The organism is Methylophaga sp. UBA2513 (genome assembly GCF_002341285.1).
Lineage (GTDB): Bacteria > Pseudomonadota > Gammaproteobacteria > Nitrosococcales > Methylophagaceae > Methylophaga > Methylophaga marina.
Genome location: NZ_DDNT01000010.1, coordinates 1 through 16,475, shown reverse-complemented (window position 1 = coordinate 16,475; position 16,475 = coordinate 1). Strand labels below are relative to the sequence as shown.

Annotated in this window: 11 protein-coding genes; 8 read left to right on the top strand and 3 right to left on the bottom strand. The window is 42.9% G+C overall.

The window, feature by feature from the left end:
* The first annotated feature begins 24 nt into the window (after positions 1 to 24).
* The gene (gene uca, locus B3V56_RS05940; RefSeq protein WP_289282178.1) at positions 25 to 3,615 is read left to right on the top strand and encodes an urea carboxylase; all 3,591 of its coding nucleotides are present in this window, start codon (positions 25 to 27) and stop codon (positions 3,613 to 3,615) included.
* Entirely contained in the window at positions 3,615 to 5,414 is a 1,800-nt protein-coding gene (gene atzF, locus B3V56_RS05935; RefSeq protein ID WP_289284055.1) for an allophanate hydrolase, read from the top strand. Before uca ends, atzF begins: the two co-directional genes overlap by 1 nt.
* A gap of 43 nt (positions 5,415 to 5,457) precedes the next feature.
* Here atzF and B3V56_RS05930 read toward each other — a convergent pair whose 3' ends face one another.
* On the bottom strand, positions 5,458 to 5,754 hold the full coding sequence (locus B3V56_RS05930) for a YMGG-like glycine zipper-containing protein (RefSeq protein WP_289245007.1): 297 nt from the start codon (positions 5,752 to 5,754) through the stop codon (positions 5,458 to 5,460).
* An 81-nt stretch (positions 5,755 to 5,835) separates the two neighbouring features.
* A complete protein-coding gene (locus B3V56_RS05925; protein ID WP_289284054.1) occupies positions 5,836 to 7,857 on the bottom strand; it encodes an LTA synthase family protein in 2,022 nt (673 codons plus the stop codon).
* Positions 7,858 to 8,122: 265 nt separating this feature from the next.
* Here B3V56_RS05925 and B3V56_RS05920 point away from each other — a divergent pair, with 265 nt between their 5' ends.
* Together B3V56_RS05920 and B3V56_RS05915 are read left to right on the top strand one after the other, a co-directional pair.
* Positions 8,123 to 9,823, top strand: coding sequence for a methyl-accepting chemotaxis protein (locus tag B3V56_RS05920; protein WP_289284053.1), 1,701 nt, complete (start codon positions 8,123 to 8,125; stop codon positions 9,821 to 9,823).
* 219 nt (positions 9,824 to 10,042) lie between these two features.
* Positions 10,043 to 10,615, top strand: coding sequence for a DUF2726 domain-containing protein (locus B3V56_RS05915; protein WP_289282172.1), 573 nt, complete (start codon positions 10,043 to 10,045; stop codon positions 10,613 to 10,615).
* Positions 10,616 to 10,717: 102 nt separating this feature from the next.
* Here the strand turns inward: B3V56_RS05915 and B3V56_RS05910 are convergent, their stop codons facing one another.
* Complete coding sequence (locus B3V56_RS05910) at positions 10,718 to 11,518, bottom strand: NAD(P)H-flavin reductase (protein ID WP_289282171.1); 801 nt, start codon at positions 11,516 to 11,518, stop codon at positions 10,718 to 10,720.
* 109 nt (positions 11,519 to 11,627) lie between these two features.
* On the opposite strand from B3V56_RS05910, the gene B3V56_RS05905 reads away from it, so the two are divergent.
* The 4 genes from B3V56_RS05905 (at position 11,628) to B3V56_RS05890 (ending at position 16,097) form a co-directional block, all read left to right on the top strand.
* Complete coding sequence (locus tag B3V56_RS05905) at positions 11,628 to 12,536, top strand: LysR family transcriptional regulator (RefSeq protein ID WP_289282170.1); 909 nt, start codon at positions 11,628 to 11,630, stop codon at positions 12,534 to 12,536.
* Between the two features lie 621 nt (positions 12,537 to 13,157).
* On the top strand, positions 13,158 to 14,135 hold the full coding sequence (locus B3V56_RS05900) for a DUF1852 domain-containing protein (RefSeq protein WP_289284052.1): 978 nt from the start codon (positions 13,158 to 13,160) through the stop codon (positions 14,133 to 14,135).
* 27 nt (positions 14,136 to 14,162) lie between these two features.
* The gene (locus tag B3V56_RS05895; RefSeq protein WP_289282168.1) at positions 14,163 to 15,191 is read left to right on the top strand and encodes a methionine synthase; all 1,029 of its coding nucleotides are present in this window, start codon (positions 14,163 to 14,165) and stop codon (positions 15,189 to 15,191) included.
* An 81-nt stretch (positions 15,192 to 15,272) separates the two neighbouring features.
* A complete protein-coding gene (locus B3V56_RS05890) occupies positions 15,273 to 16,097 on the top strand; it encodes a sulfite exporter TauE/SafE family protein (protein WP_289282167.1) in 825 nt (274 codons plus the stop codon).
* Positions 16,098 to 16,475: the final 378 nt, after the last annotated feature.

The window sequence follows — 16,475 nt, the reverse complement described above, 5'->3', positions numbered from 1 at the left end:
CGACCCAGATTAGGAATACCCATCATGTTTAAGAAAGTTCTAATTGCTAACCGTGGTGCCATAGCGACACGGATTACTCGCACTTTGCATGAGATGAATGTTCAGGCTGTTGCTATATATGCCGAAGCTGATCGAGACTCATTGCATGTCAGTGCTGCAGATGAAAGCTACTCACTTGGCGAAGGCCGTGCCAGTGAGACTTATCTTAATCAACAACGCATTATTGAGATTGCCAAACAGTCTGGTGCTGAAGCGATTCACCCCGGTTATGGTTTCCTCAGTGAGAACCCAGGGTTTGCTCGTTTATGTGAACAAAATAGTATTGTTTTTCTCGGCCCCACTGCAGAACAGATGGAGTCGTTTGGCCTGAAGCACAGTGCCCGGGCATTGGCAGAAGAGAACGATGTGCCTTTATTACCAGGCACAGGCTTATTAACCTCTTTAGAAGATGCCGTAACCCAAGCCAATGATGTCGGCTATCCCGTCATGCTCAAATCTACTGCTGGTGGCGGTGGTATCGGTATGAACCGTTGTGATGATGAAGCTTCATTACGTCAGGCGTTTAACTCAGTTAAAAACCTCAGTGCTAATAACTTTTCCAATGATGGGGTATTTCTGGAGAAATTTATTACTCGTGCCCGTCATATCGAAGTGCAGGTGATTGGTGACGGGGAAGGGCATGTGCTGGCTCTCGGGGATCGAGACTGTTCCAGTCAACGCCGTAACCAGAAAGTGATTGAAGAAGCGCCAGCACCTAATATTCCTGATGATGTGCGTGCTGAGATGCAGGAAGTCGCCGTCAGACTGATGTCTGCCATTCATTATCGCAGTGCCGGTACCGTGGAATTTGTCTACGACGCCGATAATCAACAGTTTTACTTCCTGGAAGTAAACACCCGGTTGCAAGTTGAGCATGGGGTCACGGAAGAAGTCTACGGCGTCGATCTGGTTCGCTGGATGGTCGAGGTCGGTGCGAAAGAGTCTCAATTACCTGCTACAGCACCTCAACCTAAAGGCCATGCGATTCAGGTGAGATTGTATGCTGAAGATCCGCATAAACAGTTTCAGCCGTCTTCAGGTTTACTGACAGAAGTCATCTGGCCAAAGAGTGAGGCCATTCGTGTTGATTATTGGGTGAAAGCCGGTATCGAAGTCTCTCCTTTTTATGACCCGATGTTAGCCAAAATTATCAGCCATGCTGATAACCGTGAGTCAGCTCATACAAAACTACTGGCAGCCCTGGATGAGTTACAGGTTTACGGTATTGAGACCAATGCCGATTATGTCGGTCAGATTTTACAAGATGATGCATTCTTAAACGCGGCGGTCACCACGCGTTATTTAGATAGTTTTGTCTATCAGCCTTCGACGATCAATGTCCTGTCACCAGGCACTATGACAACGATTCAGGATTATCCTGCACGTGTTGGTTATTGGGATATCGGTGTACCGCCGTCTGGGCCATTTGACAGTCTGTCATTCCGTTTAGGTAATCGTTTATTAGGTAATGATGAGTCCTGTGCGGGTCTGGAAATCACTTTGTCTGGGCCTGAACTAAGCTTTAACGTAGCGACCAGTATTGTGGTGACTGGCGCTGAACTGAGTATTGAGTTAAATGGTGAAAAACAATCACCATGGCAAGTTATTTCAGTACAAGCCGGTGATAAGCTGAAATTAGGTCAGGTAAAAGGCACGGGTGCTAGAGCGTATCTATTAGTGGCTGGTGGTATTCAATGTCCGGAATATTTAGGTTCACGTTCTACGTTCACTTTAGGTCAGTTTGGTGGACATGTCGGTCGTACCTTAAAAACAGGGGATGTATTACATATTCTGCCTGAACAGCAAGTCGCTGATAATGCGGTGATGGCAGCTGCTTTACAGCCTGAAATTGAGCATCATTGGGATATTCATGTGGTGTACGGGCCACATGGTGCACCCGACTTTTTCACTGATAATGATATCGAGATGTTTTTTTCCACAGACTGGAAAATTCATTACAACTCCAGTCGTACCGGCGTGCGTTTGATTGGGCCAAGACCAGAATGGGCAAGAACCGATGGCGGCGAAGCTGGTCTGCATCCTTCTAATATTCACGATAATGCCTACGCTGTTGGGTCTATCGACTTTACTGGGGATATGCCGATTATTCTTGGGCCAGATGGACCCTCTTTGGGTGGTTTTGTTTGTCCGGCAACCGTAATTACCGCTGATTTATGGAAAGTGGGCCAGTTAAAAGCAGGAGATACCGTTCGCTTTATACCTGTATCGATTGAAACAGCCAATGCCTTAGAGCGTGCACAAAATCAGGCGATTGATGGTTTAAGTCAACAATCAATATCCGTAGAGCCTGCCGTTATTGATACGCCTGTGCATGCCATTAGCAAAGATGCTTCATCAGGGATGGATATCACCTACAGACTGGCAGGGGATCACTATCTCTTAGTCGAATTTGGTGAGCAAACCTTAGATATCAATCTGCGGTTTAAAGTACATGCCTTAATGTTGTGGTTACAGGAACAGGCGGTGACGGGCATTTTAGAGCTGACGCCAGGTATCCGTTCGCTGCAGGTGCACTATGACAGTATGGTGTTATCTCTTGATGACTTAATGACTGTATTAAAACAGGCAGAGAAAGATATCCAGCATGTGGATGACTTAGATTTACCCACGCGTATTGTGCATATTCCTATTTCCTGGGATGACGAAGCTTGCCGTTTAGCCAGCGAAAAATATATGCAATCGGTCAGAGAAAATGCCCCATGGTGTCCTGACAACATTGAGTTTATTCGCCGTATCAATGGTCTTGATTCAGTAGATGATGTGAAGAAGATCGTGTTTGATGCCAGCTATCTGGTGATGGGACTGGGCGATGTGTATCTCGGTGCCCCAGTAGCGACGCCAATGGATCCACGACACCGTCTGGTAACGACAAAATACAATCCAGCCAGAACCTGGACCGCAGAAAACTCAGTGGGAATTGGTGGCTCGTATCTTTGTGTGTATGGCATGGAAGGGCCGGGTGGTTATCAGTTTATCGGACGTACTCTGCAAATGTGGAATCGTTACGAAACAACCAAAGAATTTACCAAGCCCTGGTTATTACGTTTCTTTGATCAAATTCAGTTTTATGAAGTCAGCCATGATGAGTTAATGCAGATTCGTCGTGACTTTATTCATGGTAACTATGAACTCAAGATTGAAGAAACACGCTTCAATTTAAAAGACTACAACGCCTTTATTGAACAACATCAAGATGAAATTGATACGTTCACCAGCATGCGTCAGAAAGCCTTTAATGAAGAATTAGAACGTTGGAAACGTGATGGTTTATTGCATTTTGATAGTGGTGATCAACAAGCCGACGTGGATGAAGCTTTATTGCCTCTGGCAGACAATGCGATATCAGTGGATAGCCCATTGAATTGCAGTATCTGGAAAATCGAAGTGGAAGAGGGGCAAGACGTGAAAGAAGGCGACACCTTGATGATTTTAGAAGCGATGAAAATGGAAATTCTGGTGACAGCACCGCAGGCAGGTAAAGTGACTTCACTTTCCAGAAAAGCAGGATCACAAGTAGGTATGGGTGACCGTTTATTAGTGTTGGAGGTTGAATAATGTCACAACAAAATATGACCATTGCGGCATTGCAGCAGGCGTATCAAACTGGTGATTTATCGCCAAAACAAGTTATTGAGAATGCCTTAGAGCGTTGTCAGCAATACCTTGATCACAATATCTGGATCGAGTTATTCAGTATGGAACAACTTCAGCCTTATCTGGATGCTTTGGAAAACAGCAGTATTGAAGAAAAACCGTTATTTGGGATTCCCTTTGCCATCAAAGATAATATTGAGTTGGCTGGGTTCCCTGTCACGGCGGGCTGTGAGGCTTATACTTACACGCCCGATAAATCAGCCTTTGTTGTACAGCAATTGATTGATGCCGGAGCGATTCCGCTAGGTAAAACCAATCTTGACCAGTTTGCTACAGGGCTGGTAGGCGTACGTTCACCTGAAAAATGGGGGCCATGCCATAACAGTTTTGACAAAGACTATATTTCTGGTGGCTCCAGTTCAGGTTCTGCTGTTGCTGTGGCATTAGGTTTAGTCAGCTTTTCATTAGGTACAGATACCGCTGGGTCAGGACGTGTGCCAGCCGCCTTTAATAATCTGATTGGTTTAAAACCAACCCGAGGTTTATTGAGTACCGATGGTGTCGTACCAGCCTGTCGTAGCTTGGATTGTGTATCTATTTTCAGCTTAACCACCGATGATGCCAATACGGTATTTAATGTCGCCGCTGAGTTTGATACCAATGATGCCTTTGCCAGACCCAATCTGGATACCAATAAAGGTAATTACGGTCAGTTAGCCGAGAGTACGTTTAGTTTTGCTGTGCCAAAATCTGAACAGCTGAATTTCTTTGGTGATGCAGAATATGCTGAGCAATTTGAACAAGCGGTAAAACATCTGGAAAGTCTGGGTGGTAAGAAACAGTTTATCGATTTCGAACCATTCTTTACTGCGGCCAGACTGCTTTATGAAGGCCCTTGGGTGGCAGAACGTCGTGTGGCAACAGAAGGCGTCGACAGACAAGCTATGCTGCAAGTCATTCAGGATATTCTTGCGACACAGGAAGATGCCCGAGCAGATGACTTATTTAAAGCGGAATATAAGTTACAGGCTTGCCGGCAGCAGGTAAGAGATGCGCTGGAAAGCTATGATTTTATTCTGACGCCAACAGCTGGCACCACCTATAGCATTAAGCAGGTACAGGCAGATCCAATAAAACTTAATAGCAATCTGGGGCATTACACTAACTTTATGAACCTGCTTGATTGCAGTGCGATAGCGGTACCGACAGGATTTATTTCATCAGGTTTACCGTTTGGTGTGACTTTGTTTTCACGTGCTTTTAGTGATGCCCGATTATTAAGTTATGCCAATTTGATGCAGCAGTCATTACGATTGCCTTTAGGTGCGATGGATGTTGCCTGCCCAGATTCATCAGCGGCTATCTCAAGCTGTGGTGATCGCATCACTGTCGCCGTATGTGGAGCACATTTGCAGGGACAACCGCTTAATTATCAATTAACGGAGCGAGGCGGTGTCTTTTTAGAGAAAACGGTAACGGCTAATGCCTATAAGCTTTATGCCTTAGCGGGTGGTTCGCCCAAAAGACCTGGACTGGTTCGTGATGAAAATGGGACAGAGATTGAAATTGAACTTTGGTCTTTACCCACAGCAACGTTAGGCTCTTTTCTGGCAGGCATTGCAGCCCCATTAGGTTTGGGCAAGCTTGAAGTAAAAGATGGACGCTGGGTTACAGGGTTTATCTGTGAGTCTTATGGCCTTGAGCAGGCGACCGACATTACATCTTTCAGATCTTGGCGTAAGTATTTGCTGAATAAATAAGCGATATAAAAAAGCCGTCATTGATGACGGCTTTTTCAGATAACTAACAGTTGCCTTTTTTTGCTTGGCCAGGCGGGCAGAAATGCCCCTGATGGTTTTCATGATGACGTTTGTCATGATGTTCGCTGTGACCTTCTTCATCAGTGTTAACGGCGACACCAGTGGCTGCACCTACAGCACCACCAATCATTGCGCCTTCGCGACCACCCACCTCATTACCCACAGCAGCGCCTATAGCACCACCGATGCCACCACCTACTGCTGCATCGACTGTGGAGCTATCAGCATGAGCAGCAAATGCTGTCATCAACAATGGAATGATCAGGAATTTTATTTTCATATTGTTATTCATCCTCTTTACAAATAACTAGTGCACAACATAACTAAATATAAAAAGGATGGCAATTATTCGCTAGGCTGATCAATTTACAGCAACGCGGTTATCTGGTGTTTTTATACCGGCTTTACCTCGTAATAAAGTCGATGTGGCAGATACAATATAGGCATCTAAACGATGCTCCAGTTTCTCTGTGCCAACAGCGTCATGAAGCGTGTTTGCAGAAGCTTTTGGTAATAACTCATAGTTATATAACGTTGCATTGTTGTCTGTTGATTTAACCAGCACTTTATTATCATCAATGATAGCTGTGGTTGGATCTGAGCCTGATGGTTTAATAACAGCAAATCCGGCGTCATTGATATTTAATAAATCACGGCCCCAGCAGTTATAAGTGGTATCTCCACCCATTAAACCCGCGACTGTCGGTGCAATATCGACTTGAGCGCCGACCGTTGAGTTAGTGTGACCATATTTTTTGACAACATCTGGACCAATAATTAATAGCGGCACATGGAATTTAAGCATATCGATATCGGTGACCTGATTAGGGGAACTAAAGCCGTGATCGCCTACTAAAACAAACAGCGTATTATCGACATAATCTGACTTCATCACTTTTTTGAAAAACTGGCCCAAAGCCCAATCGGCATAACGCATCGCGGTTAAATGTTCATTCAACTCACCGTGACCAGTCACTTTTTCAACAGGAAGTGGGGTAGGTAAGGCATAAGGTGTGTGATTAGATAAGGTTTGTAAAAAAGCAAAAAATGGCTTGTCTTTAGGCATTTTTTGTAACTCTTCGGTAGCTCGGTCGAACATATCCTGATCAGATACGCCCCAGGTAGGATCTGAGAAAACAGGATTCACAAAATCATGTCTGCCAATAAAATGCTGCATACCCTGGGCACCAAAAAAGCCTTTTTGATTATCCCAGGCAAAGTCACCGTTATAGATGTACATACTTTGATAACCTCTGTCGGCTGTCATTTGTATCAAACCGGAAAAATGGTTACTGCCTTCAGGCTGTTGCATTAAATACTCATAGTGAGGCAAGTTAGGAAAGCACGCTAATGAAGTAAACATACCTTGGTGAGTGTGTGTGCCGTTTGAGAAAAAGCGATTGAATAACAGGCCTTGTTTGGCGAGTTTGTCGAATTCTGGTGTGATGCCTTCATCATGACCTAAAGCACCGACATATTCACCGCTGAAGCTTTCCATCAGAATGAACACAACATTTAATGGTTTTTGGGTTAAACCCACACGTGCATGATAACTACGTAATACTGGTGAGTACTCGGGGTCTATAAGTTGATCAGATGGCGTTAGAATCATTTCCTCGACAGTACTGTCGGCATCAGCTAATGGCATTTTCTTGAGCCATTTATTATCACCTTTTTTGGTACCGATAACGGCTTTAGCTAATGTATAAACCCCGTTTAAGCCCAAATGATTGGCAAAAAGATAATTACTCTGGAAGGCATCACCCCAACGCAGTGGTGGTCCCTGACGTAATGTGCCTCGTGCGGCCACGACTGATATTAACAATACGACGAGAAATGCCGTCATTCTAAGGCTGTATCGAGTTTTATCAGTGGACTTAGCTTGGTTAATCCGGCTGTTTACAGTAAAGATAAAAAATAATGCCGTGATCATTAGACCGATAATGATTAGGTAAGTGACGACAGGAAACCCATACCAAATCATGCTTAATACTGTTGCCGGATCTTCCTTCATATATTCAAAAACCAGGCTGTTCAGCCGTGTATGAAACTCATGATAAAAGTCGAGCTCAATGATAGCGAGAAAGATCATCACGCTGGAAACAAAGGTAAGCCAGACTGTATAAGCTTTACGGTTGCTTAAACCTTTTTTAAACAGTAAGCCAATTATTAATGGCAGCAGCGCATAAACAGTGACAATCAAATCAAAGCGAAGCCCGGTAAGAAAAGCATGAATAAGATCATGGCTGGGAATGCTGGCTGCCAGATCATTGTTTCGCCATAACAGAACGCCTCTTAGTAGCGTCTGTAAAAGCATTAAAATGAATGCCGAACTAAAAATAAAATAAAGATCGAAGAATAAGTTGTTTTTATATTTTGACATGGAACATCCGAGCGTTATTGATAGATCCAGTCTAACTTGAGAGTGGATTAGTCATATAAAGTAGGACGTCAGTCTGAATTGTTTTTGTTAACAGATGCTTAAGACAGATACATGATGAGTGATATTGCTCATTAGGCAGAAACTAAGACACGATGAGCTAAAAGTGCTTCATTATTTGGAAATCAGGCCGATATAATTCCTGGTAATGCTATGAAATTTTCATATCAGGCTAAATTCAGACGATTTGTAGATACATGAGGTTGAAATGCAGTTTATTAAGAATCTTCCTATTGGGAAAAAGATTTTCAGTGTGGTGGTTATTCTTGGGCTAACGCAGCTGCTGATTTCAGCCTTTGCTATTTTTAAAATGAATGACATTTCAAGCGAATTTTCTGTCATCTATCAAATGTCGTTACCGCTTGAGAAGAATGTGGCTGAAGCCCGCCAGCTCCAGCTAAAGAAGGCCTCTGAACTACAAACACTAATGATTGATGCCAAATCTGGTGCCAGAAGAAAAGTCATTAAAGAGCATTTTGCCAAGATCGACAATATCACTCTGCAAACTAATCAGGCTATGCAGGATATTGTGGCCATTCTGAATGCATCCAAAGACAAAGCGTTAGATGCTGACCTCCAGGCTGATGTGGCGAGTTTGGAAGAAAATACGGCTAAAGTTGTTGAGCAGCAGGCTAATTATCAGAAGTATGTCGATAGCGCGATTCAAATTATTAAGCGCGGTGGCAGTATGTCAGGTGGTGGTTATCTCTCAAAAGACGAACAAGCTCAGTTAGTGGCTATTGAAGCCAAGCTGTTTGAAAGCTTACAAGCCATGCAAGCCAGTATTGATAACATTACTAATCGTTCGGTCACTAACGTCAAGGATCTGCATAGTTCGAGTTTACTCAGCCTGATTGCGATGGCGGTGGTGTCGTTGGTTCTTGGTATATTCATTTCCAAAATTATTATCAGCAATATCGTTACCCCCATTAAAGGTGTCATGAGCGTGCTGACGACGATGGCTCAGGATAATGATTTAACAAAACGCATGAATTTTGCCAGTAAAGATGAAGTCGGTGCGATGGGCAATGCCTTCAATAGTTTTGTCGAAAAATTACAAAAACTGGTGATGGGCATAACTGACGCTTCTGAACAATTATCGACAGCAGCCGAAGAAACGTCGGTAGTCAGTCGTTCAACTAATCAGAATATTGCACAACAGAAAAATGAAACAACGCATGTCGCATCAGCAATTACACAAATGACTGCGACCGTTCAGGAAGTGGCCAATAGTGCTGAAAAAGCTTCAGCGGCTGCCATCAAAGGCGATAAAGACTCAGAGTCTGGAAGACAAGTTGTCGAAGAAATCGTCGCTTCGATTAACAATCTTGCGGACGAAATTAACTCATCCACATCGGTCATCAGAACGTTAAAGTCTGATAGTGAAAACATTGGGACTGTACTGGATGTAATCAAAAATATTGCTGAACAAACCAACTTACTGGCGTTAAATGCGGCCATCGAAGCGGCCCGGGCCGGTGATCAGGGACGGGGTTTTGCTGTTGTGGCTGATGAAGTGCGCTCATTAGCCCAAAAAACCCAGGACTCAACAAAAGAAATTGAAGATCTGATTCTCACTCTCCAACAAGGTTCAGATAATGCTGTGAGCTCAATGGAGTTGAATAAGACCAGTATTGAGGGCTTAGTTGCTAAGGCCGTGAATGCAACCAACTCACTCAATGAGATAACAAATTCTGTGAGTTCGATAACCGAGATGAATACACTGATCGCCACGGCTGCCGAGCAACAAAGTCATGTTGTGAATGAAATTAATAACAATGTTCTCAACATACAACAGGTATCAGAAAATACGGCAGAAGGCTCAGAGCAGGTATCACAAGCTAGTCAGGAAATTGCTCAGCTCAGTGAAAGACTCACTAATATGGTGAGACAATTTAAAGTGTCTTAAGCTTATGATCAGACAGATGAGTCTGGCTTATCTCTGATTGGAGTGACTGTTTCGCTAACGTGTTTCTATCTTCTATTCGTTTAAGTACTCATAGTCTGTAGCGATGTTTTATCTTGTTATAAAACAAATTCTTGCTGGATGTTCATGTAGTGAGGCTTTTATCTATTGCTGAGCGATGACAACATATTCTAAGATCCGATTTTCAACTGGGATATCTCAATGTCATTTGTTTTCATTTCACTGTTTGTTGTTATATTAGTTGCCGTTTTGCTTCTTTCGTTGATGAAGAATGATAATAAACAGCTTGAAAAAATGAAGGTTTATCCCTATCTGAAGCGCCCATCTTTGTATACGCCCACAGAGAGAGCGTTTAAACACAAACTTCAGCTTGCTGTAAATGAGCAATATGACATTGCTTTCAAAGTCCGTCTCTCTGATTTATTGACGGTGAAACACACCAAATCTAAGTCTGCCAGCCAAAAAGCGAGCCAATATATTCAGTTGATGTATGTGGATTTTGTTCTTAGTGATACAGAGACGTCAGAGATTTTATGTGCAATTAAACTGAATAATAGCTCGGATGCTCAGCCTGATAAGCAGCACAATGCCTTTATCGATAATGCCTTGAGGGCAGCCAAAATACCTTTATTACACTTTTCTCCTGAAGAAAATGCTGAGCCACAACTGATTGCAGACAAAGTCAAAAAAGCCATTCATCCCGAGTTTGCTATCCATGAGTCATCTGCCATCAAAGCTGATGATATAAAAATTCTTATCAACCCTGATAACTAATTTCATCCCGATGTTAGTTAAGTGGCTAAACAGGATTTTCTTCAGCCAAAGGGCAAAAGGCTAATCCTCAATGATTCAAGCAAAACAAGCCCTCATGGCTTGTTAATCTTCACCTTTAGCCGATGTAAACTTATCTCTTGGCATATATTCAAAAACGTCAGAATAACAATTCGTTTCTTTCAATCCTTTCGGTTCAAGTCTATCGATTGTGCCATAGACCATTTGCGGCGAACCACAGAGATAAGCTTGAACATCATTCAGTTTGTCAAAGTCTTCTTGAATCACTTGATAAAGATAACCAGAGCGAACCGGCCAGTCTGGATCAGCCACCTCTAATACTGGTGTGAAGCTTAGGTTTCTGTACTGATTGGACCAATGTTCAAACGTATCCAGCAGGTAAAATTCATTCGCTTGTCTATTGGACCAATATATATACACGTTTGCATCAGGCTGTTGCTTAATGATTTCTTCGGTAATTGATTTAACTTTTGCAATGCCTGAGCCCGCTGCAATTAATAGATGAGGTAATGCTAGATCAGTCTGTAGAAAAGCGTTTCCCATTGCTAAAGTGACCTTCACTCTCTCAGTATTCTCATACAAGGATGACAGTGTTTTTAAGATCTTATTAGCGAACTCACTGCCATTCTGAATAAAAAGTTGTAAGCGGCGTGGACGAGAGGAATCAATGTTGTTTGCAATCGTGTAAGACAATGATTGTGGTGTACCGTCACCATTCACGTCTAATTCCAATGCTAAGTACTGACCTGCTGCGTACTCTAACTCAGTCCCTTCAGGCGCTTCTAAATCAATCTCAAAGGTTGTTGCCGTTAATGCATTTAGCTTTTTAACTTGGCAAAAGTACTCAACGACCGGATAGGTGCGAATATGGGCAGCATCATTCATTCAATAAATCCATCAGTACATGTTTAATCATATCCATAGTCTAAATGACTTAAACAATGAATAAAAATGGTATATTTTCACATACCAATTAATTTTACTCATGAAGCTTATGATTGAACGTACCCACCTAAAAATTGTGCATGCTGTTGAAGAACATGGCTCGCTTACCTCAGCCGCTAAAGCTTTATGTGTCACACAATCAGCGCTCAGTCATACCATGCGAAAACTGGAAGATAACATGGGTACTGAAATCTGGTTGCGAGAAGGACGAAGCTTGCGTTTAACACAAGCAGGTCGTTATTTACTCCATATTGCTAACAGAGTGCTGCCTTTACTTAATTACGCAGAAGATAAGCTTAAGCAGATTGCTCATGGCGAGCGTGGGACCTTAAGAATAGGGATGGAATGCCATCCATGTTATCAATGGTTATTGAAAGTGGTTTCTCCATTTTTAGATACCTGGCCAGATGTTGATGTGGATGTGAAACAGAAGTTTCAATTTGGTGGAGTGGGGGCGCTGCTCGATTATGAAATCGATCTATTAGTCACGCCCGATCCCTTATATAAAAAAGGGCTGAATTTCACGCCTGTTTTTGATTATGAGCAAGTGCTTGTTGTACCTCGGCAGCATGCATTAGCAGAACGTGATTATGCTCGGGCAGAAGATTTATCTGATGAGGTATTACTGACCTATCCGGTGGCCACGAATAGACTCGATATTTATACCCATTTCCTCAACCCGGCAGAGGTCGTACCTAAACAGCATAAAACCAGTGAGACAACTGAAATTATGCTGCAAATGGTGGCATCTGGACGCGGTGTGGCTGCCTTGCCTCGCTGGTTAGCAGAAGAATACTGTCTTAAACTGCCGCTTGCTGTGGTGCGTTTGAGTAAAGTTGGTATAGCTAAACAAATCTATTTGGGCACGCGTGATAGTGATGAGGATATTGCCTACCTCAAAGCGTTTATAGAGCTAGCGCGTAGTTATAATCATCCTATGGGCTTGATAAACCACTGAGGTTGACACAGCGTCCAGTCAAAACCGGTTGATAATCAGCTTTTATTGTATTGCTGATATAGATGCTATGAAGTTGATGGTGACAGAGAGACTATCAGGGTTGACTGTCATTGAGACACAAATTGTCACGCTCAACAGCACGGGTAAATAAACGTCATAGCCTCATCGAAAAGTCTGGCTTCTCTATTGGCTGTAATAGTGATTTTTCTTCCTCGTGACAGCCGCAGGCTTATTATCTCAGCACGCTATTTAGTGTCTCCACCATCTGACTGTCCACAACATTGTCCTTTCATACGTGCGCTTTAGATTCGTTTTCCACTCAGATGGATGGAATTGAGAGAATAAATGTCATGTCTGGTCGGCAACATTTGCGGTCTGTGTTTTATCCATAAACCCTCGATAATCAGTTCTGTTTATCTAAGTCATGAATTTAATTAATCGATATATGAAATAATATCAATTTTATTCATGTGTAAGTCCCTGTATAACTTCTCTCACCGCTGAAAGCACAAGTGATTTTGTAAGACCTAATTGAAGCTGGAAACAACTATTAGGCATAAGCAGCGATCAGCGTGTGAAATGAATCAAGATGATATTGCATTTAACAGGACACGAATCACGATGAATACAGACTTTGAGTATACGATTAAGCGCATTCGTTTCGACGAGAATTATCAGCCTTCTGATAACACACGGATCACGACCAACTTCGCTAATTTAGCGAGAGGAGAGAGACGCCGGGAGAATTTGCGTAATGCTTTAAGAATGGTAGACAGTCGTTTCAATGCCTTAGCGAATTGGGATAACCCTAAAGGGGAACGTTATGCTGTCGAGCTTGAAATCATTTCGGTCGACATTGATATTGAAGGCAATGGTCAACACTTTCCATCTATTGAAATGTTGAAGACCTATATCGTTGATAAAAAAACAAACAAGCGTATCGATGGCATCATCGGTAATAATTTTTCATCCTATGTACGAGATTATGATTTTAGTGTGTTACTGCTGGAACATAATAAAGGACGGTCTCAATTCACCATTCCGGATAGATTTGGTGAGCTTCATGGCAAGTTGTTTAAAGATTTTGTGTGCTCAGATACTTACAAAGCTAATTTTAATAAACCGCCAGTGATTTGCCTGAGCGTGTCTGATAATAAAACCTACGAGCGCACTGAAAATCAGCACCCCATCCTAGGAGTCGAGTACAACGCTAATGAACCGTCTCTCACAGAACAATATTTCGAAAAAATGGGCTTTAAAGTTCGCTACTTTATGCCTCCAAATAGTGTGGCACCATTGGCATTCTACTTTTTTGGCGACTTACTCACGGATTACACCAACCTTGAGCTTATCGGCACGATCAGCACCATGGAAACATTTCAGAAAATCTACCGACCAGAGATTTATAACGCCAATGCCGTGGCGGGTAATCTCTACAAGCCTAATCTGAGACATGCTGATCACTCAATTACACAAATTGTGTATGACCGAGAAGAACGCAGTCAGTTAGCTGTTAAACAAGGCAAATTTGCAGAAGAGCATTTCATCAAACCATATCAGGCCGTGCTACAGAAATGGTTTGAGAATTACGCTTCCTAGTCTACTTACAATATAGAAATTATGATTATGAAAAAACTATTACCCACATCAACAGCTGGTAGCTTACCGAAACCATCTTGGCTGGCAGAACCTGAAAAGCTTTGGTCTCCTTGGAAATTAGAAGGTGATGCATTAGCCCATGGTAAACACGATGCTTTAAAACTGTCACTGCATGAACAGCAACGTGCTGGTATTGATATCGTCAGTGATGGTGAACAATCACGCCAACACTTTGTGACCACATTTATTGAACATCTTGATGGGGTCGACTTCGATAAGCGTGAAACAGTCAAGATCCGTGACCGTTATGATGCCAGTGTCCCATCGGTTGTAGGAGCGGTAAGCCGACAAAAACCTGTTTTTGTCGAAGATGCCAGATTTCTGCGTGAACAAACAGATCAGCCAATTAAATGGACACTGCCTGGTCCTATGACCATGATTGATACTTTATATGATGGTCATTACAAAAGCCGGGAAAAGCTGGCCTGGGAATTTGCCAAAATTTTGAATCAAGAAGCAAAAGAACTCGAAGCGGCCGGAGTCGATATTATTCAGTTTGATGAGCCGGCTTTTAACGTATTTTTTGATGAGGTGAATGATTGGGGAATGGCAACCCTGGAAAGAGCTGTAGAAGGACTCACTTGTGAAACAGCTGTTCATATTTGTTATGGCTATGGCATAAAAGCCAACACTGACTGGAAAAAAACATTAGGTTCAGAATGGCGACAATATGAATCCATCTTTCCCAAGCTACAACAGTCCAGTCTTGATATGATTTCTCTAGAATGTCACAACTCACATGTGCCGATGGAGCTCATCGAACTGATTCGAGGTAAGAAGATTATGGTGGGTGCCATCGATGTGGCGAGCAGCAGCATAGAGACGGCAGATGAGGTGGCGAATACCCTGCGACAAGCACTTCAATTTGTGGATGCCGAAAACCTTTACCCTTGTACGAACTGTGGTATGGCCCCTTTGCCACGTGACTTGGCGCTTGGCAAGCTGAAGGCATTGAGTGCTGGAGCAGACATCATCAGAAATGAACTGTCGTCTTAAACGTAAATGTAAAACCCATGAGGCCATACCAGTCTCATGGTCTGATTACGAGTGTTTTATCGCATAGAGAAGTAAACGAGTGTGCTTGAATTCATAACAACAAATATCACCACATTTTTGGCCCTGATGGCGACTGGCATATTTGCTGGCGTGCTGGCAGGATTACTGGGAGTAGGGGGCGGCATTGTCATTGTGCCCGTGCTGTTTTTTCTGTTTCAAGGCTTTGGCGTCTCGCCAGATTCTGCCATGGTCATTGCAACAGCCACATCCTTGGCCACAATTGTGCCAACATCACTCAGCTCGATTTATTCACACAGTAAGAAAGGTAATGTCGATTTCGCTCTTTTAAAGCGTTGGGCTGTGTTTATTCTTGTTGGTGATTTAATAGGAAGTTGGTTGGTGACACGTGTTGATGGAGTGTGGCTGACAGCATTATTCGGCATTATTGCGACCTTATCAGCATTGAATATGTTGATAAGGACAAATAAATCTGCCTTATTTCAGCAATTACCCGCCAAGCTGGGTCAATCAGTGATGGGCTCGGCTATTGGCTTTTTTAGCTCTATGGTGGGTATCGGCGGAGGCACACTCTCCGTGCCATTACTGACTTTATATAACTATCCCGCACACAAGGCCGTGGGTACTGCGGCAGCCATAGGTTTAATTATCTCCTTACCTGGCGCTCTTACCATGTTGTTTATCGGGAGCACACCATTAGATGCCCCTGCAGGCACATTTGGTCTGGTGAATATCATCGGCTTTGTATGTATTGTGCCGCTGACGGTATTATTTGCTCCGGTTGGCGCTACCTTAGCAGCCAAATTAAATGCTGGAAATCTCAAGAAAGTGTTTGCAGTTGTATTGTTGATAACCGGGCTACGTATGTTAGTTCAAGTATTTATGTAAACAGCTGACAGTAGCTTTAAAGATGAGTACATATAAGGAAGCATCCTTTCGGCCCCTAATATCTGCAACGATTTACTGAACGCGTCATATCAGTATAAATAGGCTCTTATTTATATAAGAATGAGAGCAGCCAACAATTTTTCCGTATCTTCTTAATTGGATGACAAAACGGATGCTGTAAGAAAGCATCAATTGAGAAATATGGCAGACGTTGATTGCTTAACTGGAAAATAAAAGTCGCGTTAATCAGCTTTGTGAGTCTAGTTTTTAACTAACTTATATTAGGAGAGGCATGGAGAAGGGGTAGAGGTTTAACGATAAAGACAGATGGCGCGCCCGGCACGATTCGAACGTGCGACCGCCTGGTTCGTAGCCAGG